Here is a 19,202-nt window from a genome sequence, read left to right on the forward strand (position 1 = left end):
CACTACATTTAAAGAAAATCGACAATTCAATCACACTTTGTTTTTTTTCATCCAATCGCAGTTTTTTAACCTAGTCGTTAAAGCTTAATTTGCAGAAAAATAAATTTCAATAATTGCACTTCACAAGCAATTGCAATATATATATATAAATGCATTCTGCCTGACCCAAATGAATAGAGGCGAAGCCTCAATCAAACACACAAGTTACGACAGAAAATAAAGAAGGTCGATAATGCCTTCTTTGTTTTCTTAGTAAGATGCTTAGGCAAGGCATCATGGTGCTTGCCGTATCCTAATGAGGTGCTTCAGCACCCATTGGGATAAGCAGGTTACATCATTCCACCCATCATGCTTGGATCCATAGCTGGTGCAGCTGGAGTTGGTTCTGGTTTGTTGGCTACCACTGCTTCGGTCGTCAAGATAAGGCTCGCTACAGAAGCGGCATTTTGAAGAGCTGAACGACTCACCTTCACTGGGTCGATAATTCCTGCTTCAATCATGTTGACCCACTCACCTGTTGCAGCATTAAAGCCTGTTCCGACTTCTGCATGTTTCAAGCGATCAATGACAATTGATCCTTCATAGCCTGCATTGTGGGCAATTTGGCGTACAGGTTCTTCCAAGGCGCGAAGCACGATGTTGCGTCCTGTCGCTTCATCCCCTTCCAATTCAAGGGTTGCCACTGCAGAAATAACGTTGGCAAGGGCCGTACCACCACCGGCAACAATTCCTTCTTCAACCGCTGCACGTGTCGCATTGAGGGCATCTTCGATACGGAGTTTCATTTCCTTCAATTCTGTTTCGGTTGCAGCTCCGACCTTAATCACTGCAACGCCACCAGACAATTTGGCCAAGCGTTCTTGCAATTTTTCACGGTCAAATTCTGAAGTGGTTGTTTCAATTTGTGATTTAATCACGGCCACACGGTTAGCAATAGCTTCAGGATTACCTGCACCTTCTACGATGACTGTGCTGTCTTTATCTACTGTCACTTTACTTGCTTGCCCAAGCGCTTCGATGGTCGCATCTTTTAACTCAAGACCGAGATCTTCTGTGATAACAGTTCCCCCTGTCAAGATAGCGATGTCTTCCAGCATGGCTTTGCGACGGTCACCGAATCCTGGTGCCTTAACAGCTACGACATTGAAAGTTCCACGAATCTTGTTCAAGACAAGAGTTGGGAGAGCTTCGCCATCCACATCATCCGCAATAATCAAGAGCGGACGATTGCTTTGTAGGATACTTTCAAGCAGGGGAAGGATTTCCTGGATATTTGATACCTTCTTATCGGTGATCAAAATATAAGGATTTTCAAGGTCTGCCACCATTTTTTCATTATCAGTGACCATGTATTGAGAGAGGTAACCACGATCAAACTGCATCCCTTCAACGACTTCTAACTCTGTTTCCATTCCACGAGATTCTTCAATCGTGATCACTCCGTCGTTGCCCACTTTTTCCATGGCTTCTGAGATGTACTCACCGACCTTTTCAGAGCGAGAAGAGACAGCCGCAACCTGGGCGATAGCCTCTTTATTGGCAACCGGAATCGCATTATCTTTCAAGGCTTCAACAGCAGTCGCAACCGCTGCTTCAATCCCACGACGGATACCGATTGGATTCGCACCCGCTGTAACGTTCTTGATCCCTTCACGGACGATGGCTTGCGTCAAGACAGTCGCAGTCGTTGTTCCGTCTCCAGCAATATCGTTGGTTTTAGAAGCAACTTCTGATACCAATTTGGCACCCATATTTTCGAAGTGGTCTTCCAATTCGATTTCTTTTGCGATGGTCACCCCATCATTGGTAATCAATGGTGACCCAAATGATTTTTCAAGAACCACATTACGGCCTTTAGGTCCCAAGGTCACCTTAACAGTATCTGCTAGGATATCAACCCCACGGACCATGGCTGCACGAGCATCTGATGAAAATTTAATTTCTTTTGACATACATCTTTCTCCTTTCTGATTCTTTAAGCTTCAACAATGGCAAGAATACTTGCAGTCCCAACAATCGTGTACTTCTCATCGCCGTCTTTCACTTCAACGCCTGCATGATTTTCCACTAAGACAGTATCACCAACTTTGACGCTTGGAGCTACCAACTCACCACTGAGGGTTCGAACCCCCTCACCTACAGCGATGACTTCTGCTGTTTTGGTTTCAGCTTGACTTGCTTTTGCGATGACAAAGCCACCGACTGTTTGTTCTTTTTCTTCTACTTTCAAGACCACGCGGTCTCCTAATGGTTTTAACATATCGTTCCTCCATTTCTGTATTTTAGCACTCTTTGATATCGAGTGCTAACTCATGTTTCTATTGTATCACTTGGTCAAAAATAGTCAAGAAAAAAACACCTCAATCTTTTCGAAGTGTTTTCGATTTCTAGCCAACCAGATCTAGTTTTTCTTGGTAAGCTTGGACAACTTTTTGTAGGTTGGCTCGACCACGATACATCCCATATCCCACTACCAACATCCCCACGATCCCGAACAGGGCGATCAAGCTACCTAAGATCAAAAATAGTAGGGAAGTCTTGTGAAAGAAATAAATCAGCAGCCCACCGATACTAGCCATGAGAAAGAGCACACTAAACCAACGCCCCAAGTTTTCCAACATATGCCGTTGGTAGCGAATTTCTGTCTCATACCCTTTTATTAATTCTTGTCTGGTGTGCATAGATGCCTCCTTCAATAAAAATTGAGAATGAAGTATTCGTAAAGGAGGTCACGTACTTCATTCTCAATGCTCCGGTTGCAATAAACTGTTTCCAGTTTCCTCTTAGTATTTGAGACCTGGATCAAAGATTCCAAGAGCTACCCCAGCCAAGGCGATGATGACCAAGAGAAGCATCACCTTGTTTGGTGAGACTTTCTTCTTCGCCATGAGCCACCAGCAAAGAGTGATAAAGGCAGCAGTTAAGAGACCTGGATAAACACCATCAATCTTTTCTTGGATTTTGAGGAAGGCCTCTCCGTCAGCATTTTTAAATTCGAGGGCTGTTGTAACAGAGACCCAAGTCGCTGCTACGGCACCGATGACCATACCACCGACTACACTGATCGCTTTGCGAAGGGCTTGTCCTTTTGGTCCTACAAGGAATTCAACCGCCTTGTCCCCTAAGTGATAACCTTTGAAGAAAGCGAAACGCATTCCCAAGTATACCAAGAGGTTCCAAACGACGATGTAGAAGAGAGCCCCTGCAATGTTTCCACCTTTAGAAAGACCAAGGGCAATACCGAGAAGTACAGGGATTAAAGTCCCAACAACCAAGGAGTCACCAATTCCAGCGATTGGTCCCATCAGACCAGCACGCATCCCGTTGATGGTTTCGCCATCTACTGCTTCCCCATTGGCACGAGCTTCTTCCAAACCAGCTGTAATCCCTACAACCAGTGATCCTAGTTGGGGTTCGGTATTAAAGAAGGCTGTATAGGTTTGCATAGCTTCTTTTTGTTCTTCTTTAGAATCATACATTTCTTCCACGATTGGAAGCATAGAAGTCAAATACCCAAAGGTTTGCATGTGTTCTTGAGAGAAACAGGTCAAGTGACCATAATACCAATGATGGAATGCTTTGGTTAGCGTTTTCTTTGAAATTTTCTTTTTATCAGCCATCTTAGATATCCTCCTCATCATCGTCAAAGTCATTTGCTCCAGCAGGGACGACTTTCATTGTTTTAATCACTTCAAGTTCATAGTAGATCACCGCAAAAATCAATGAAACTACCGCACTCGCTACCAAGTTCAAGCCAAGAGATTTTGCCAAAGTAAATCCAACAAAGAATGGAATGAAGTCTCTCACTTCTGTAACGATTTGCTTCAAGAGGATGGCAATACCGACACATGGAAGAAGGGCACCGACTGTAAAGAGGGCTTTCATCCAGTAACCATCCATCGGAAGGTATTGTTTCATCAAATCCACCATGTTTTCACCGAATTTGGTGATAATCATTGTTGGAAGGAAAGAGAAGAGGAAATGAGAGATCCAAGGGTAAACCCAGTCAACTGCGTAGAGTTTTTTGAAGTTTCCTTCTTCAACGGCTTTCCAACCGATGTGTTGCCAAAGCAAATTCATTGTCGCAGTACCGTAGAAAAGAACGGTACCGATAGTCCCAACGGCTGCACCGATTGGGGCTGCTGCTGCTGCAATTGCTGCCTCACCAGTAATATTGTTAGCATGAACAAATAAGATAGAAAGAGGAATTCCAATATAAGAAATAGCCCGCACATCGGCAGATACAGTTCCACCAGGAGTAACCAAGGCGATGTATACGACCTGAAGGGCAACCCCGACCATGATACCGGTTGTCACATCTCCAAGGATCAACCCTGAAATCAAACCTCCGACCAGGGGACGACCAAGTGTATAGTTCCCGATACTGGAACCACCCATACCAGGCATTGAAGACAAGCTGGCGAAAATACCAAGCAAGATTGCTTGAATCCATGAAATTGTCATAACAAACGCTCCTTTTGTTTGTAAATATAGTTTAGTGACGAAGAGCTAGAATGTGCTCCCCTTTCTAGAATCCGAATTTTGATTTAAAATCATCCCAGTAACCAATCGACACATCTGGTAACAACTGGAATTTTACCTTGTAACCAGCAGCCTGAATAGCTTCAATAGCTTCTGCTTCTTCCTGGGTGATGGATTGGTTGTTCCCCAATTTCACAGCACCCGGACGGTCATTTGCAGGACCGACAATGATTTCTTTGACATCCCCTGGAACAAATCCTTGGTCGACCAAAATTTCTTTCATATCGATGGGGTTCTTGGTAATCAAGAAATAGCGAGTTTCTGATTCCGTTACTTTTGCAGATTTTTCCTTGAAAGCTTCCTTGGTCCAAACAAAGGTTTTCTTATCTGAAGCCCCTTTATAGGCTTGGATCAAGACCTTATTGGAAGCTGCTGCGTCGTTGACGGCGATTAAGCCATCACAAGGCTTTTCTTTAGCCCATCGAGTTACTGTTTGACCGTGGATCATACGGTCATCAATGCGTACAAATGATACTACCATTTTCTAACCTCCCTAAATTAAATATCATCGTCTTCTTCATCATCACCCTCTACTGAAGCAAGGGCAAATTCTTGTAAGGCAGTGGAAGCTTCGGATAAAATCACTTGGACTAAGTCTGCCCCCTCCATCATGTCCTTCATCACAACTGCTGTCAGCGCCATGGTCAAGTTCATTCCACCTAAGATCAAGGCTCTAGACAGCTTTCCTTGCTCCTCTAGCACCGTTGCAGCTGTTGTCAAAGGACTTCCACCTACAATGTCCGCTAGAACTAAGACAGAGTCCTCATCTGCCAAAGGTGCTAGAGCCTGACGAAAATCATGAGCAAAATCATCTACCGATTTGCCTTCTTTCAGTCCGACCGCAATCACCTGATCTATCTTATCCCCAGCAAACATTGCCAGTGAACTTTTCAGACCTTCTGCCAGTCCACCATGACTGACTAATACCAGATACTTCATCCTTTCGCCTCCTTTATGATGACCTTATTGTATTGCTTTTGAAAGCGTTTTACTATTGTCATTTGTCACAAAGAAAAGTTGACATCTGTCAATAAAAAAATGACATCTGTCACTTGACAGATGCCTAGTTCTTCTTAACGAAACTTCTCACGAAGCATTTCCTCAATAATCTTTTGAATTTGAGGCAATTGATTATCAATATCTTTTGCTTTAAGGGCATTATGAATGAGATAGTCCAATCGATCCCAGATATCAGTTGGCAGGTTCCCAGGAGTGCTTAGGACAGCTTTTTTCATAATTCGGTCCAGGGTCCGATTCGTCAGGGAGTCGGACCCGAAATCATCCGCTTTAAGAAGGTCCCGACTTTCCGAACTATTGACCACCGAAGGGAGGACAGAGGTCCCCTGCGACTGCCGGAAGAGGTCCTGCTGGACCTGCTGGTCCTGGGTCAAAAATTCCATGAATTCCTTGGCCTCCTTGCTAGCACTGGCCCGAGAAGACAGAGCAAACAAGGACGTATCCACTAAGGTTGACGGAGTTGATCCAGAAGCCCCGGGCATAGGGATACAGGTCCAAGTGAAATTTGAATATTTGGCAACATGATAGGGATATGGTTTATAAGTTCTGTACTGGGCCAAGGTCATCGGATAAAAAGCGACCTTTCCTTCATCAAAATCCTTGGAAGTGACATTGAAGTTCCCATGAAGAGCTTCAAGTTTTTCGACAAAATAGAGCGAGCGCTTCATTTCTTTACTCGTCAGACTAATGTTATCCTGGCGGAACAGCTGTCCCCCGTAGGCTGCCAAGGCCTCTCGCCAAGTATAATCTGTACTTCCAAACTGATCTAGCTCCCCATCTCCATCCGTATCCTTCGTCACTTTTTGACAAATAGCATAAAATTCCTCCAAGGTCCACCCCTCTTTCGGAATAGCAATCCCTTCCTTTTCCAATAAATCCTTATTGACACACATCAAAACAGGATTGCTCTCAAATGGGAGGGCATATTGACGATTCTTGTACTTGCCGGCTTCTAGAGCAACTGGATAAAAATGAGAAGGATCGACCTGTTTTTCCATCAAGGGGGTCAAATCTTCCACCGCCCCACGCGCCGCTAACACTGGCAACTCTGTACTGGATACCATATAGAGATCTGGCTCCTGTCCATGGAGGATCTGATTGGCTAACCAGTTCGCATACTTATTCTTCGGAATCCCGCTTTCATAGACAATCTTTACCCCTGGATGCGTTTTTTCAAAACGAGCAATCGCTTGGTCCAAGACTTTTTCTTCTGTTTGGGTGGGTACATCCCAGCTAGATCCTGCGTAGACCCCCAAACGGACAATCCTTGGCTGACGCCGCCACCAAATCCCTCCAGCAAGCAGAAGAAGCAAGAAGATCCCTAGAAAAAATCTGGTACCTCGTATCTTACGTTTTTTCTTCATCGGCCATCACTTTCTGTTCCAAAATCCTTAGTGGTCACACCTTTTTGAACAGACCAACTAGCTAGCTGGGTCCGATCTCGCAGGTTCAACTTAGACAAAATTGTTGACAGGTAATTCCGAATCGTTCCCTCAGACAGGAAAAGTTTGGCTGCGATTTCCTTATTAGACTCCCCAAAACCAACCTGCTGGATGATCCGCCATTCAGTCAGGGATAAGTCGCTCACATATTCTTCAGAAACGGAGATTGTGTAATTGCTCTGAGCCATCTGAGAAAAAATCTGAAAAACCTTACTAGCAATATTAGGGTTTATCATGGCTCCCCCATGATAAACAATTTGAATGGCTTGGTAGAGCTCCTCTGTTGAAGCCCCTTTAAGCAAATACCCTGAAGCTCCATATTTCAAAGCACGAAAGATGAAATCATCATCGTCAAAGGTGGTCAGAATGATGATTTTAACCTCAGGGAAGCGTTCCTTGACTTCTTTTGTTGCCATCACACCATCTATCTTGGGCATACGAATATCCATCAATACGACATCTGGTCGATCTTGGGGGATTCGCTCTAGCACTTCGTGACCGTCCGCCACTGCAGAAGTCACCTGAATATCTTGATGGGCAGACAAAATAATTTGGAGCGACTCGCGAATCAGTGCTTGGTCATCCGCAATCATTACTTTGATCATAAGATCTTTCCTCCTTTTTCTTTGGGCAATTCAATTCGTGTATAAAATCCATTTCGATTGGCAAATTCTATCCTTCCTCCCAAGATAGAGACCCGCTCTCGCATTTGTTTCAAGCCATAGCCGACCTGTAGTTGGTCAAAGCCGACCCCATTATCTTTGAGAATCATGACATAGGCATCTTCCAGCAAAAAGGAAATCTGCATGTGAGTCGCATGACCGTGGCGGACAGAATTGGTCATGGACTCCTGAATCACTCGAAAGACGGTGTCCTCCACCATGACATCCAGATCTACATCATCCCAGTCATAGGTTAGCTCGACTTGTAAGTTGGAAATAGCTTGGTATTCGTGAACCAATTTCAAAACCGCATCCCTCAAGGTATGGTCCTCCAAGGCACCTGGCCGAAGCTTGTTCAAAGAGCCCCGGACGTCCTTGATTCCATCTCGTACCACCGTAGAGACCGATTGAAGCTGGGTCTTGGCACGACCAGGGTCAATATCAATCAAAACCCCAACTGCATCAATCCCTGCAGAAATACCCGTCAAGGCATGGCCCAGAGTATCATGAATTTCCCGTGCTATTCGCTTGCGCTCCCGATCCTCCGCAATCTTTTCCGAAAGGGCCATGTAGCTATTTAATTCCGTATTAACCTGCGAAACCATTTCTAACTCTTTTTCAATCCGATGGTGCTCTGCCACTACCGATAAAATGTAAAAGAGAAGAGAAATAATAAAGACAACCATATTTAAAGAAGCTAGCGCATTTTTAGCGAATAGGATGAGCATCCGAATCGATGAAGGATAGAAGGCAATATAGGCATCTAGCGAAGGCAATTGCACAACTAGAGAAAGAATGTCATAATTGGTCACAAGGAGGACTATAAAACTCAGAAGGATAAAGGCAAACCAGTAGCGCCTATCTTTGGAACTACTAAACTCTTTGGAACCGTAAAAGATATCAGCAAATACCAAGAGGATGATCCCATTGTAGGAGAAGCTGAGGGCCATCATGACACCTAGCATCAGCAGTATTTCTAGAATATTCCATTTGTCAAAAACTGACCACTCCTGTGTCCCTTGACGCATCCGATAAAAGGTAATGAGAAGAATCCCTCCAAAGAGAAGAATGGAGATCCAAAAATTCTGAGCTGGTGAACTCGGTATTGCTCTTAATTGCTCCAATAATTGATACCCTTGCCCCTTGGCAATGATGTAATTGGTCGCATGTAGGTAGAGCGAACTGCTAAATAAAATGGCGATGAAATTAATGATTTTTAAGAAAATCAAACTATAACGAATGCCGCGGAGCTTGGTCATTACTGCCACCCGTTGACATCGTATCGGTCAACATTATCCTTATCAATCATCTCTACTGGGATCTTATATTGCTCCTTGTAGGATTTACCTGTCCTCATGCACTCAATCACTTGCATCACCTGTCTTCCCATTTTAAGAGGAGATTGAGCAACTGTCCCTTCAATATCATCCGTCGTCGAAAGCAAAACCTTCATATCCGGAGAGCCATCGATTCCATAAATAGAAATCGGCATAGCTAATTGATTTTCCTTAATCGCTGCTAAAGCTCCGATGGCTGCCCGATCATTTAAGGCCACGACAGCATCAAATGCAAGACCGTCCTGAATGACCTGGGAAACAGCTGGCAGGGCCAATTCCGTTTGCCCACGAGTCTCTTCTCTCCCAACAATCTGATAGGCAGGTTCCGACTGAATCGTATCTAAGAACCCTTGAATCCGTTGCTCTGCCGATATCGTCCCCTTATGCTCTAAGAGGAGGATTTTCGCCTCTTTTTTCTGCTTCATCAAGCGCTGGGCTACCAAGACCCCTGCTTGGTAATTATCCGACACCACACTGGCATCTACCGTGAAATGGCTGAGCTGACTGTCCACTGCAATGATTTTAATCCCTGCCTGCTGGGCTCTCTTTAAGGAAGCAATGATTTTAGGGCTATCTCCTTTTACAGGATTAATCACAATCACATTGACCTTTTGTTGACGAAAATAATCAATCTGTTGACTTTGTTTTTCTTCGTCTAACTCTGGATTACGAACTAGAAGCAAGTCCCCTTTTTCGTCAGTCACTCGTTCAATTTCTGCATTAAGTGTTTGATAGAATTCATTGTTCATGGTCATGTAGGTCACGCCAATCCGCATCTGACCACGCACAGGCTTTAGTTGACTAGCATTCAAGTAGATGACCCCTACCACAAAAACCAGGCTCAAAAATATCGTATAGATCATCGCTCGATCGCGTTTCTTTTGATCAGTTCCCTCTTCCAACCCCATCTCTTCTCCTCTTAAAAGAACGAACCATTTTACTATATAAAGATTTTTTGTTCGTATTTAATACCTTGTATTATAGCATTTTTTATCAAGAGCTTGAAGGTCTTTAGGAAATGAATGCGTTTTACTCATAAATCCATATGATGACTTACCCCTGCAACTTCCGTGAGAAGTTTCGAAAAAGAAAAAACGACACAGCTGACCAGCTGCACCGTTCTCTTCTGTTAAAAGGGAAGCTCTTCCTCTTCCAGGATGAGATCCGCTAGATCTCCTCCTGCTCCATTGGCCCGCATCGCTCGTTGAGCACGACTTTCTAAGAGCTGGAAGCCTTGACAGAGTACCTCTGTCACATATTGGGTCGTTCCATTCTTCTCATAGCGTCTGGTTCGAAGCTCACCGTCCACAGAGATCAAGCTCCCTTTATTGGCATAGGAGACAAGGGTCTCTGCTAATTTCCCCCAGACCACTAGGGTGATAAAGTCCGCCTCCCGCTCGCCATTTTGATCCTTATAACGACGATTGACAGCCAGGGTCGCACGCGCAACGGACTTGTCCGTACTGGTCTTATGAAGCTCTGGGTCAGCCACAAGGCGCCCGATTAAAATTACTTTATTGTACATATTTCTTCCTCCTACTTATATAATTCGTAGTTTTTTAGCCATTTGGAGAAAGAAAATAAAAAAGAAGCTGGGACAAAAGTCCTAGCCTCTCAATTGTCTTTGGATTATCGAGCAAGGCACAGTGGTGAATGGGCTCTACTACGCTGATTTCATCAGTTTTTACAGCCCTACTCAACTGTGCGGAGGTGGGACGACGAAATCGAATGCTAACGAATTACCGATTTCTGTCCCACTCTCTTATCCTTGCCAGTGACGGGCAGGGTCAAACGGAGTTCCCACCTCTTCTGTATCTTGCAATTCAATAATACCACGTTTTTGTGGAGCATTTGGCAAGTGCAATTCGCGTGGACTACACATCATACCGAAGCTCTTTTCTCCACGAAGGGCTCCTGGGAAAATCAAGCTGCCATCTGGCATCATGGCACCTGGTAGGGCTACGATCGTCTTGAGACCTTCACGCGCATTTGGCGCACCTGCTACGATTTGAACTGTCTTGTCTGGTCCGACAGCCACTTGGCAAATGTTGAGGTGGTCACTATCTGGATGAGCCACCATTTCTACGATTTGCCCCACGACAAACTTAGGCTCCTTGTCATTGACCAAGACCTCTGCAAATCCTTCAGCTTGTAATTCTTGATTGAGGCGTGCAACCTGCTCATCACTCAAGAAAATTTGCCCCTTGCCTTCAAGGGCAAAGAAAGTCGAAGCCTCAAAAATATTCCAGGCTACAGTTTCTTGCTTGTCTTCACGGTAGACACGGGCTACTTTGCCTTTACGCTCTACTGCTAACTTGGCATCCCCACTGTTTTTCAAGGTAATCATTAAGACATCGCCGACTTGTTCTTTATTATAGGTTACAATCATTCTTTCTCTTTCTCCTACTTCAATCCTGCTAAAAATTCTGAAATCTGAGCCTTGGTTTTGCGATCACGACTGACGAAACGACCCAGTTCCCGATCCTTGTCTAGGACCACTAAACTCGGAATACCATAAATATCCCAAAGCTTAGCCAGGTCTAGATACTGGTCTCGGTCAACCAAAATGAGGGTAAACTCAGGGTTTTCCGCTTCAATCTCTGGCAAAAAGGGCTGGATATACCGACAATCGCCACACCAATCCGCTGAAAAGAAGAAAACCTTCTTTCCTTCTCGCTCGACATAGCTAGCTAATTCCTCTAAAGACTGTGGAATGATCATAGTTTTTCCTCTTCATAGTGGAGGAGGCCCTCTTCATAGACAAAGCGATAGTGGCGCTCATCTTCAAAAATGAGCCCTCCTACCAGACGCTCTTCGCTTGATTCATAGAGTTCCACATAAAGGGTCGCAATCTTCCCCATATTCTCCATTTGCTCACGGACTTCTGCGACTAACTCTTCTTGCGTCCGTAGACGTTTTTGATCTTTGGCAATTTTATAGGCCCCAAGGGCAAGAGCACTTACACTAGCTGCTGCAAGGCTGGATAAAATGATTTTTTTAGCTTTCATACCTCATATTGTAACACAAAATACAAGCTGGGACAACGAAGGAGAATAGATCTCCCCATCATGACGATCTGCTTTCATTCCCGTCAACTGCCACTACCATCTCGACTAAAAAAGTGATAAAATAACAATCAGAAAGAAGGTAACTTATGACTGATTTATTTTCTAAAATCAAAGAAGTAACAGAACTTCCTGCCATCTCTGGCCACGAAGCGCCTGTTCGCGATTATCTACGCAAACAGATCACTCCACATGTGGATGAAGTGGTCACAGACGGCTTGGGAAGCATTTTTGGGGTACGCCACTCAGAAGCGGCTGATGCTCCTCGCATTATGGTCGCAGGCCATATGGATGAAGTTGGCTTTATGGTCAGTGAGATCAAGGCAGACGGCACCTTCCGCGTGGTGGAAATCGGTGGTTGGAACCCTATGGTGGTTAGCAGCCAACGTTTCACCCTTTTGACCCGCGATGGCCATTCCTACCCTGTCATTTCTGGATCTGTTCCCCCGCATTTGACACGGGGCGCAAACGGTCCTGCCCTTCCTGCAATCGGGGATATTGTCTTTGATGGTGGCTTTGCCAACAAAGAAGAAGCCGAGAGCTTTGGGATCCGTCCAGGCGACACCTTGGTCCCTGAAAGTACTGCAATCTTAACAGCCAATCAGAAAAATATCATCTCCAAAGCTTGGGACAACCGTTATGGGGTCTTGATGGTCAGCGAATTGGCACAAGCCCTTTCTGGACAAGCCCTAGCAAACGAACTCTATGTCGGAGCGACTGTCCAAGAAGAAGTCGGACTGCGCGGTGCCGGGACTTCTGTGACCAAGTTTGATCCAGAAATCTTCCTGGCTGTTGACTGTTCTCCCGCTGCAGATGTCTACGGAGGCCAAGGAGCTATCGGCGAGGGAACCCTCCTTCGTTTCTTTGACCCAGGTCACCTCATGTTGCCAAATATGAAGGACTTCCTCCTCACCACCGCTGAAGAAGCCGGCATCAAGTACCAATACTACTGTGGAAAAGGCGGAACGGATGCTGGAGTAGCCCACTTACGAAGTGGTGGAGTGCCATCTACTACCATCGGAGTCTGCGCACGCTACATCCACTCCCACCAAACCCTCTACGCTATGGATGACTTCCTTCAAGCCCAAGCCTTCCTTCAAGCCTTGGTGCAAAAATTGGATCGTTCAACCGTTGATTTAATTAAGAATTATTAATATTTTTCCAAAATAATTGTTTTAAACCCCCATTTTGGGGTTTTTTTGATATAATACTGAATGAATATTGCAACGGGTGTTCTTTTGCACTCCCCTTTCCCTATGTGAAAGGCGGAGCACCGCTAAAGATCACCCTCGCTTCTTTATTGGAGGTTTAAATGAAGAAACAAGCTTTTAGTTCCGAAAAGTATTTGAATTTGCAACGCGATCACATCCTCGAGCGCATCAACCAATTTGATGGTAAGCTCTACCTAGAGTTTGGAGGAAAAATGTTGGAAGATTTCCACGCAGCTCGTGTCCTTCCTGGTTATGAACCAGATAACAAAATTAAGCTTCTCCAAGAACTTCGTGACCAAGTGGAGATTGTGATTGCTATTAATGCCAACAACATTGAGCATTCAAAAGCGCGTGGTGACCTAGGAATCTCTTATGACCAAGAGGTCTTCCGCTTGATTGATAAATTCAACGAATTGGGCATCTATGTTGGCTCTGTCGTCATCACTCAGTATGCTGGTCAACCAGCTGCAGACCTTTTCCGCAAACAGTTGGAAAAGAATGGCATCGCCTCTTATCTCCACTACCCAATCAAGGGCTACCCAACGGATATGGATCACATCATCTCTCCTGAGGGAATGGGGAAAAACGACTACATTCAGACCAGTCGCAATCTCGTTGTCGTGACAGCTCCCGGTCCTGGTTCTGGTAAATTGGCGACTTGTATGTCCAACATGTACCATGACCAATTAAATGGCATCAAATCTGGTTATGCTAAATTTGAAACCTTCCCAGTTTGGAACCTGCCTTTGCATCACCCAGTGAATTTGGCCTATGAAGCTGCTACTGCAGACCTTGACGATGTCAATATGATTGACCCATTCCACCTCCAAACCTATGGCGAGACAACGGTCAACTACAACCGGGATATCGAAATCTTCCCTGTCTTGAAGCGGATGTTGGAACGCATCCTTGGAGAATCTCCTTACGCTTCCCCAACAGATATGGGTGTGAACATGGTCGGCTTTGCCATCGTGGACAATGACGCAGCGATTGAAGCCTCTAAGCAAGAAATTATCCGCCGTTACTACCAAACCATTCTAGATGTGAAGGCAGAGCGTGTCGGAAACGGAGCTATTAAGAAAATTGAACTCTTGATGAATGACTTAGGCATTTCACCAAAAGACCGCCAAGTCACCGTCCTTGCCCGTCAAAAAGAGGAAGAAACCGGTGAACCTGCCTTGGCACTGGAATTGCCGAACGGAGAAACCGTGACAGGTAAGACTTCTGACTTATTTGGTCCAACGGCAGCTGTTCTCATCAACGCCATCAAGAAATTGGCCCATATTGATAAAGAAACCAAGTTGATTGAGCCAGAATATGTGAAACCAATCCAAGGCTTGAAGATCAACCACTTGGGCAGTCGCAACCCTCGCCTCCACTCAAATGAAATCCTCATCGCCCTCGCCATTACCGCCATGAACCATCCAGAGGCAAATCTTGCCATGCAAGAATTGGGTCGATTGAAAGGGAGCGAAGCCCATTCAACAGTCATGTTGACAGACGAAGATAAGAACGTTCTTCGCAAACTGGGCATTCATGTGACCATGGATCCAGTTTACCAATACGATCGCTTGTACCGCAAATAAAGAAAAGCAAGGCTAGACCGTTGGTCCTAGCTCCATATACAAAAAATCCCCTGAGTGCCTGAACCAGTTGGCACCCAGGGGATTTTTCATAGTTTAATTGGATGGAGAGTTACCTCTCCTTAAAAAGATAGAGGCCCACAATCAGTATCGGGACAAGGAGAAGGGGATACACTTCTTTTGGCAGTAAGTCCGTTTCCAAACTCAACCAAAGGAAAAAAACAGCCAAGACAATCGCAATCAACCATTTTACAAGATAAGATTTCATGACGCCCTCCTGCTCCTAATCTATTTATGCATAGTATACTCCTGCTCAATTAACCTGTCAAGGTAAAAAAAGAGGCTGGGACAAAAGTCCTAGCCTCTCAATTATTTTTGGATTGTCGAGCAAGACGCAGTGGTTGAGTGGGCTCTACTACGCTGATTTCATCAGCTTTTACAGCCCTACTCAACTGTGCGGAGGTGGGACGACGAAATCGAATTCTAACGAATTACCGATTTCTGTTCCACTCTCTTTTGTTTCTTTCACAGCCTCCCACAGTTGTCGGATCTGTTTTCTTTGGACAGGATCCACAAAGTAAGGGGCAATTTCATTTAAGGATTCTAGGACAAATGCCCGTTCTGCCACATACGGATGAGGGAGAATCAAATCTGGACTATAGAGGATCAAATCCTCCATATAAAGGAGATCCAAATCGATGACCCGTGGTCCCCATTTGATCTCACGGACCCGACCCATTTCTAGTTCGATTCCTAGCAAGGTCTCAATCAAGTCTTGGGGCGTAAACCAAGTTTCGACCTCTACGACTTGGTTGAGGAAGCTATCCTGCTCGACCCCTCCCCAAGGTGCTGTCTCAATCTGAGAAGAGGTTTGGAGAATCGTAAGCCCCTTTTCTTCTAGTCTAGATACAGCCGTCTCCAACTGTTGTCCCTTATCGCCCATATTGGTTCCCAGACCAATAAAGGCTCGTCTTTTTTCTCGTTCAATCGTGACCGAACAAGTATCCAAAGGTAGAGGAACTGGCGCCCAAGGTTTTTTCAGCTCAAGTCGAACCTTTTTGACAAAGTCATAGGTTGCAAAAATCTTCTCCACAAGCTGAAAAGCTACTGTCTCAATCAAATCAATTTTCTCAGCTTGAACCCAATTTGTCAGTTGCTCTGCTAAGATTCCATAATGGATTGAAGCCGTCAAATCGCCCGTCCGAGCAGACTTTGTCATCTCATAATCGACACAGACATCCAGGACAAAGCGTTGCCCCAATTCCTTTTCAGCGGAAAACACACCATGATAAGCATAAATTTCCAAATCTTTGATCCGTAATTGATCCACCATCGTCACCTCAGTTTATCTAGGGATTAGTGTCCCATCAGTTTATAGGCTTCGTTTTTCAAGTCTTTATCTGTCTCGAACAAGCCACGCGCCGCTGTCGTCACAGTAGCCGTTCCTGGTTTCCGCACTCCACGCATGTTCATACACATATGCTCTGCCTCCACCCAAACAAGAGCTCCCTGTGCTCCCAGATACTCCATCAAGGCATCCGCGATTTCCACTGTCAAGCGCTCCTGGATTTGAGGTTTTTTGGCGTACACTTCCACCGTCCGAGCCAACTTAGATAGACCTGCTACGCGCCCATTGGGGATATAGGCAACGTGGACCTTACCATAGAAGGGCAAGAAATGGTGTTCACACATAGAGTGGAAGAAGATATCCTTTTCCACCACCATATTGTTGTCCACAATCTCAAAAGATTTTGATAGGTGGACTTCCGCAGTTTGGTTAAGCCCTGCAAAAATCTCTTGGTACATCTTGGCAATGCGTTCTGGGGTTTCTTGCAAGCCCTCACGGTTTCCGTCTTCACCGACTGCGTCAATAATCATCTTCACGGCTTCTTGAATTTTCTTTGTATTCATGTCATCTCCTACTGATTTCTTCGATTAGAAAGGCTCTCACTTGAGCCAAAAAGTACAAGGATCCCGTCACTAAGAGGAGATCAGTTTGTTGCGATTCTTTTTCTATATAATTCGTTAAAAATAGCTTCCACTCATGATAAGGCAGGCCTTTTTGATGGGCTATTTCCTGCATTTCTTTTGTGGAATAGGCCCGTGGGTCTTCAAAGGTCGTCAAGGTCAACGAACTCTTTTCTAGTCCACTCCATAGATCCAGCATCTCCTCGATCGCCTTGGTCTGGATACAGGTAAACAAGACTTGCTTGTCCAGTTGTCCATAACGTTCTTTCATGGTGGTTACAAGAGGGGCTACTGCATGCGGATTATGGGCGCCATCTAGAATGATGAGGGGCTGGGTCGAAATAACCTCTAGGCGTCCCGGCCACTGGACCCCTTCCCAAGCTTGGAGGATTTCTTCTCGGCTTAAGAAAGAGAGCCCCTTTTCTTGACAGAAGGTATCGCAGAGAGCCAGGGCCAGTCCAGCATTGTCGACTTGATGAAGTCCCAAGAGCCCTGTCTTTAGTTGCATTTCTTCCCGATACTGGCTCTGATAGCCAAAAACTTCCCCGTCTGCCAGTGACTCTTGGTAGCTAACTAAAAAGTCCTGACCTAACAGCTCTACTGGTGCCGATAAGCAGTTCGCCCGCTGCACAATGACTTCTTGGGCTTCCAGTTCCATCCGGCCTAGCAAGACCGGAATCTTTTCCTTGATGATTCCCGCCTTCTCTTGAGCAATGGAGGCCAAATCCGGCCCTAAGAGAGCCACATGGTCCAAGCCAATCGTCGTGATGGCTGTCAAAATAGGCTGACAAACATTGGTACTATCGAGACGACCACCCATGCCCACTTCCAAAATGACCACATCCGGCTTTTCTGCTGCAAAATAATCAAAAGCCAGGACGGTCAGCAACTCGAACTCGGTCAAGCCCAGCAAGGTCTGATCAGAACTGTTTTTTGCAAGTAAGTCCTGATAGAGGGACAGATAAGTTTCTAAATCCTGATCTGAGATGGGAAGCCCATTAATACTGATTTGCTCATGAAAGGAAACTAGATAGGGGGAGGAGAAAACACCAACCCGCAACCCTTTCGCCTCTAGTAAAGACCGTAAATGGGCTAGGGTCGATCCTTTTCCATTGGTCCCAGCTAGATGGATTACAGGACAGGCTAAGTGTGGGTTTCCCCTCAAGGCCAGCAGGGCTTCCATTCGCTCCAAGCCAAAATGGGGCTCGGAAGAACGATAAGTAGCTAACCAACTGAGATCTACTGTCATATCTCTTCTCTTTTCTTTAGCGATATTGTTTCAAATGAAGGTCCTGCGCTTGATCGGCTTGGTAGATCGCACTACCGATAGCTACCGCCATCTTATGGAGGGGGATATCATGCACACGCACAATTTCTACCCCTTGGCTGGCAGCCACACTCGTCAAATGACTGGATGCCAAATCCCGATTGTAGAATCCTTCTTTCGTTTCAGGGTCAGTCTCAAATCCCTCTTCTTCCAGAATATTAACCACAAAGCGCTTCCGAGAGACTCCTAAAAAGATTGGATACCCCTTAGCATGAATGGTTTTTAAGTCCTGCAAAAGTTGGAGGTTTTCCCGCTTGGTCAAGCCAAAACCAATCCCAGGATCTAAGAAGAGTTGATCCGGACTCAATCCCGCCTCCTCTGCTCGCTCAAGGCTCTTAGCAAAGAAGGTCCACATGCAGTCTTGGATAGAGAGACCTTCAAACTGCGCCAACTCCTCTGATGAAAAGGCCGGCTCAAAACCAAAGGTCGGAAAAATGACGGAACTTGGATGATGAGGACGAGCCATGACTGGATTAAACATAAGAATGGCTCCAGCCTGAGCTTCTGCAATCACCCCAGCCATTTGCGGATCTCCTAGCAGGCCTGTGATATCATTGACCAAGTCTGCGCCAGCTGCTAGGGCTGCACGAGCGACCTCTGACTTCCAAGTATCAACCGAAATCAAGATATCACTCTCTGCTCGAATCGCTTCAATGACGGGCACGACTCGCTGGATTTCTTCCTGAATTTCCACAAAATGACTCCCTGGACGTGTGGACTCCCCACCAATATCCAGTATGCTTGCCCCTTCTGCTATTAACTTTCGAGCTTGCTCGAGAGCTCTATCTACCGTTTGGTAACGCCCCCCATCTGAAAAGGAGTCGGGGGTGACATTGAGGATGCCACATAGAAGTGTCCTATCCTTGCCTAGTTGTCTCCATTCACTCTTTGACATATCTTCCTTCATCTTTCTACAGAAATGCCAACCAAGCATAGAAAAGAGGTTAGAATCTTTCCAACCTCCGAGTTTGTCTCTATCTGCGCCTAGATGCTTCTTTGGTAGCTTACCAAAGCTTCTGAATAAAACCCATTGGTCCTATCATTCTAC

The 19,202-nt window shown here is 45.4% G+C and carries 21 protein-coding genes and 1 pseudogene; 2 read left to right on the forward strand and 20 right to left on the reverse strand.

From position 1 onward, the window contains the following. Positions 1 to 329 precede the first annotated feature (329 nt). From groL to ACOXXR_RS08515, 15 genes are all read right to left on the reverse strand, one after another. Positions 330 to 1,952: a chaperonin GroEL gene (gene groL / locus ACOXXR_RS08445; RefSeq protein WP_023022100.1), complete on the reverse strand. Its 1,623-nt coding sequence runs from the start codon at positions 1,950 to 1,952 to the stop codon at positions 330 to 332. 23 nt (positions 1,953 to 1,975) lie between these two features. Then, the gene (gene groES / locus ACOXXR_RS08450; protein WP_006595108.1) at positions 1,976 to 2,260 is read right to left on the reverse strand and encodes a co-chaperone GroES; all 285 of its coding nucleotides are present in this window, start codon (positions 2,258 to 2,260) and stop codon (positions 1,976 to 1,978) included. A 127-nt stretch (positions 2,261 to 2,387) separates the two neighbouring features. Beyond that, positions 2,388 to 2,681, reverse strand: coding sequence for a hypothetical protein (locus ACOXXR_RS08455; protein WP_023022099.1), 294 nt, complete (start codon positions 2,679 to 2,681; stop codon positions 2,388 to 2,390). Between the two features lie 102 nt (positions 2,682 to 2,783). Next, complete coding sequence (locus tag ACOXXR_RS08460) at positions 2,784 to 3,638, reverse strand: PTS system mannose/fructose/sorbose family transporter subunit IID (protein ID WP_042361448.1); 855 nt, start codon at positions 3,636 to 3,638, stop codon at positions 2,784 to 2,786. After that, positions 3,622 to 4,464: a PTS mannose/fructose/sorbose/N-acetylgalactosamine transporter subunit IIC gene (locus ACOXXR_RS08465; RefSeq protein ID WP_023022097.1), complete on the reverse strand. Its 843-nt coding sequence runs from the start codon at positions 4,462 to 4,464 to the stop codon at positions 3,622 to 3,624. The genes ACOXXR_RS08460 and ACOXXR_RS08465 overlap by 17 nt, the downstream gene beginning before the upstream one ends. Positions 4,465 to 4,528: 64 nt before the next feature. After that, the gene (locus tag ACOXXR_RS08470; protein WP_006595112.1) at positions 4,529 to 5,023 is read right to left on the reverse strand and encodes a PTS system mannose/fructose/N-acetylgalactosamine-transporter subunit IIB; all 495 of its coding nucleotides are present in this window, start codon (positions 5,021 to 5,023) and stop codon (positions 4,529 to 4,531) included. Positions 5,024 to 5,040: 17 nt separating this feature from the next. Then, positions 5,041 to 5,481 (reverse strand): PTS sugar transporter subunit IIA, encoded by a 441-nt coding sequence (locus ACOXXR_RS08475; protein WP_120701339.1) that lies wholly within the window; start codon positions 5,479 to 5,481, stop codon positions 5,041 to 5,043. A gap of 134 nt (positions 5,482 to 5,615) precedes the next feature. Then, positions 5,616 to 6,923 (reverse strand): ABC transporter substrate-binding protein, encoded by a 1,308-nt coding sequence (locus tag ACOXXR_RS08480; protein WP_445278423.1) that lies wholly within the window; start codon positions 6,921 to 6,923, stop codon positions 5,616 to 5,618. Next, complete coding sequence (locus ACOXXR_RS08485; protein WP_445278424.1) at positions 6,920 to 7,606, reverse strand: response regulator transcription factor; 687 nt, start codon at positions 7,604 to 7,606, stop codon at positions 6,920 to 6,922. The genes ACOXXR_RS08480 and ACOXXR_RS08485 overlap by 4 nt, the downstream gene beginning before the upstream one ends. After that, on the reverse strand, positions 7,603 to 8,922 hold the full coding sequence (locus ACOXXR_RS08490; RefSeq protein ID WP_023022092.1) for a sensor histidine kinase: 1,320 nt from the start codon (positions 8,920 to 8,922) through the stop codon (positions 7,603 to 7,605). Before ACOXXR_RS08490 ends, ACOXXR_RS08485 begins: the two co-directional genes overlap by 4 nt. Next, on the reverse strand, positions 8,922 to 9,908 hold the full coding sequence (locus ACOXXR_RS08495) for a substrate-binding domain-containing protein (protein ID WP_023022091.1): 987 nt from the start codon (positions 9,906 to 9,908) through the stop codon (positions 8,922 to 8,924). Before ACOXXR_RS08495 ends, ACOXXR_RS08490 begins: the two co-directional genes overlap by 1 nt. A 221-nt stretch (positions 9,909 to 10,129) precedes the next feature. Next, positions 10,130 to 10,525, reverse strand: a complete 396-nt coding sequence (locus tag ACOXXR_RS08500) for a single-stranded DNA-binding protein (RefSeq protein ID WP_023027578.1) — start codon at positions 10,523 to 10,525, stop codon at positions 10,130 to 10,132. A gap of 237 nt (positions 10,526 to 10,762) precedes the next feature. Continuing rightward, entirely contained in the window at positions 10,763 to 11,389 is a 627-nt protein-coding gene (ytpR, locus tag ACOXXR_RS08505; protein ID WP_445278425.1) for a YtpR family tRNA-binding protein, read from the reverse strand. A gap of 14 nt (positions 11,390 to 11,403) precedes the next feature. Next, on the reverse strand, positions 11,404 to 11,721 hold the full coding sequence (locus ACOXXR_RS08510; RefSeq protein ID WP_445278426.1) for a thioredoxin family protein: 318 nt from the start codon (positions 11,719 to 11,721) through the stop codon (positions 11,404 to 11,406). Further along, a complete protein-coding gene (locus tag ACOXXR_RS08515) occupies positions 11,718 to 12,008 on the reverse strand; it encodes a DUF4651 domain-containing protein (RefSeq protein ID WP_445278427.1) in 291 nt (96 codons plus the stop codon). Before ACOXXR_RS08515 ends, ACOXXR_RS08510 begins: the two co-directional genes overlap by 4 nt. A 146-nt stretch (positions 12,009 to 12,154) precedes the next feature. Here ACOXXR_RS08515 and pepA point away from each other — a divergent pair, with 146 nt between their 5' ends. Next, the gene (pepA, locus tag ACOXXR_RS08520; protein WP_314837171.1) at positions 12,155 to 13,219 is read left to right on the forward strand and encodes a glutamyl aminopeptidase; all 1,065 of its coding nucleotides are present in this window, start codon (positions 12,155 to 12,157) and stop codon (positions 13,217 to 13,219) included. Positions 13,220 to 13,377: 158 nt separating this feature from the next. Next, positions 13,378 to 14,862 carry a DUF1846 domain-containing protein gene (locus tag ACOXXR_RS08525; RefSeq protein WP_006595123.1) on the forward strand — a complete coding sequence of 495 codons (1,485 nt, stop codon included), beginning with the start codon at positions 13,378 to 13,380 and terminating at the stop codon, positions 14,860 to 14,862. Between the two features lie 109 nt (positions 14,863 to 14,971). On the opposite strand, the gene ACOXXR_RS08530 is transcribed toward ACOXXR_RS08525, so the two are convergent. The 5 genes and pseudogenes from ACOXXR_RS08530 to folP form a co-directional block, all read right to left on the reverse strand. Next, positions 14,972 to 15,127, reverse strand: coding sequence for a hypothetical protein (locus tag ACOXXR_RS08530; RefSeq protein ID WP_164555426.1), 156 nt, complete (start codon positions 15,125 to 15,127; stop codon positions 14,972 to 14,974). A gap of 252 nt (positions 15,128 to 15,379) precedes the next feature. Continuing rightward, positions 15,380 to 16,189, reverse strand: a pseudogene (folK, locus tag ACOXXR_RS08535) (2-amino-4-hydroxy-6-hydroxymethyldihydropteridine diphosphokinase); the annotation flags it as partial. A 26-nt stretch (positions 16,190 to 16,215) separates the two neighbouring features. Then, positions 16,216 to 16,770 (reverse strand): GTP cyclohydrolase I FolE, encoded by a 555-nt coding sequence (gene folE / locus ACOXXR_RS08540; RefSeq protein WP_445278428.1) that lies wholly within the window; start codon positions 16,768 to 16,770, stop codon positions 16,216 to 16,218. A 1-nt stretch (position 16,771) separates the two neighbouring features. Continuing rightward, complete coding sequence (locus tag ACOXXR_RS08545; RefSeq protein WP_445278429.1) at positions 16,772 to 18,076, reverse strand: bifunctional folylpolyglutamate synthase/dihydrofolate synthase; 1,305 nt, start codon at positions 18,074 to 18,076, stop codon at positions 16,772 to 16,774. A 16-nt stretch (positions 18,077 to 18,092) separates the two neighbouring features. Then, positions 18,093 to 19,049: a dihydropteroate synthase gene (gene folP, locus ACOXXR_RS08550; RefSeq protein ID WP_445278430.1), complete on the reverse strand. Its 957-nt coding sequence runs from the start codon at positions 19,047 to 19,049 to the stop codon at positions 18,093 to 18,095. Positions 19,050 to 19,202 lie beyond the last annotated feature (153 nt).

This window comes from Streptococcus sp. KHUD_013 (assembly GCF_052588545.1).

What these genes read in the sequence shown, in the direction of transcription:
- groL (WP_023022100.1), bottom strand. Translation starts at nt 1,952, where the DNA reads ATGTCAAAAGAAATTAAATTTTCATCAGATGCTCGTGCAGCCATGGTC.
- groES (WP_006595108.1), bottom strand. Translation starts at nt 2,260, where the DNA reads ATGTTAAAACCATTAGGAGACCGCGTGGTCTTGAAAGTAGAAGAAAAA.
- ACOXXR_RS08455 (WP_023022099.1), bottom strand. Translation starts at nt 2,681, where the DNA reads ATGCACACCAGACAAGAATTAATAAAAGGGTATGAGACAGAAATTCGC.
- ACOXXR_RS08460 (WP_042361448.1), bottom strand. Translation starts at nt 3,638, where the DNA reads ATGAGGAGGATATCTAAGATGGCTGATAAAAAGAAAATTTCAAAGAAA.
- ACOXXR_RS08465 (WP_023022097.1), bottom strand. Translation starts at nt 4,464, where the DNA reads ATGACAATTTCATGGATTCAAGCAATCTTGCTTGGTATTTTCGCCAGC.
- ACOXXR_RS08470 (WP_006595112.1), bottom strand. Translation starts at nt 5,023, where the DNA reads ATGGTAGTATCATTTGTACGCATTGATGACCGTATGATCCACGGTCAA.
- ACOXXR_RS08475 (WP_120701339.1), bottom strand. Translation starts at nt 5,481, where the DNA reads ATGAAGTATCTGGTATTAGTCAGTCATGGTGGACTGGCAGAAGGTCTG.
- ACOXXR_RS08480 (WP_445278423.1), bottom strand. Translation starts at nt 6,923, where the DNA reads ATGAAGAAAAAACGTAAGATACGAGGTACCAGATTTTTTCTAGGGATC.
- ACOXXR_RS08485 (WP_445278424.1), bottom strand. Translation starts at nt 7,606, where the DNA reads ATGATCAAAGTAATGATTGCGGATGACCAAGCACTGATTCGCGAGTCG.
- ACOXXR_RS08490 (WP_023022092.1), bottom strand. Translation starts at nt 8,922, where the DNA reads ATGACCAAGCTCCGCGGCATTCGTTATAGTTTGATTTTCTTAAAAATC.
- ACOXXR_RS08495 (WP_023022091.1), bottom strand. Translation starts at nt 9,908, where the DNA reads ATGGGGTTGGAAGAGGGAACTGATCAAAAGAAACGCGATCGAGCGATG.
- ACOXXR_RS08500 (WP_023027578.1), bottom strand. Translation starts at nt 10,525, where the DNA reads ATGTACAATAAAGTAATTTTAATCGGGCGCCTTGTGGCTGACCCAGAG.
- ytpR (WP_445278425.1), bottom strand. Translation starts at nt 11,389, where the DNA reads ATGATTGTAACCTATAATAAAGAACAAGTCGGCGATGTCTTAATGATT.
- ACOXXR_RS08510 (WP_445278426.1), bottom strand. Translation starts at nt 11,721, where the DNA reads ATGATCATTCCACAGTCTTTAGAGGAATTAGCTAGCTATGTCGAGCGA.
- ACOXXR_RS08515 (WP_445278427.1), bottom strand. Translation starts at nt 12,008, where the DNA reads ATGAAAGCTAAAAAAATCATTTTATCCAGCCTTGCAGCAGCTAGTGTA.
- pepA (WP_314837171.1), top strand. Translation starts at nt 12,155, where the DNA reads ATGACTGATTTATTTTCTAAAATCAAAGAAGTAACAGAACTTCCTGCC.
- ACOXXR_RS08525 (WP_006595123.1), top strand. Translation starts at nt 13,378, where the DNA reads ATGAAGAAACAAGCTTTTAGTTCCGAAAAGTATTTGAATTTGCAACGC.
- ACOXXR_RS08530 (WP_164555426.1), bottom strand. Translation starts at nt 15,127, where the DNA reads ATGAAATCTTATCTTGTAAAATGGTTGATTGCGATTGTCTTGGCTGTT.
- folE (WP_445278428.1), bottom strand. Translation starts at nt 16,770, where the DNA reads ATGAATACAAAGAAAATTCAAGAAGCCGTGAAGATGATTATTGACGCA.
- ACOXXR_RS08545 (WP_445278429.1), bottom strand. Translation starts at nt 18,076, where the DNA reads ATGACAGTAGATCTCAGTTGGTTAGCTACTTATCGTTCTTCCGAGCCC.
- folP (WP_445278430.1), bottom strand. Translation starts at nt 19,049, where the DNA reads ATGTCAAAGAGTGAATGGAGACAACTAGGCAAGGATAGGACACTTCTA.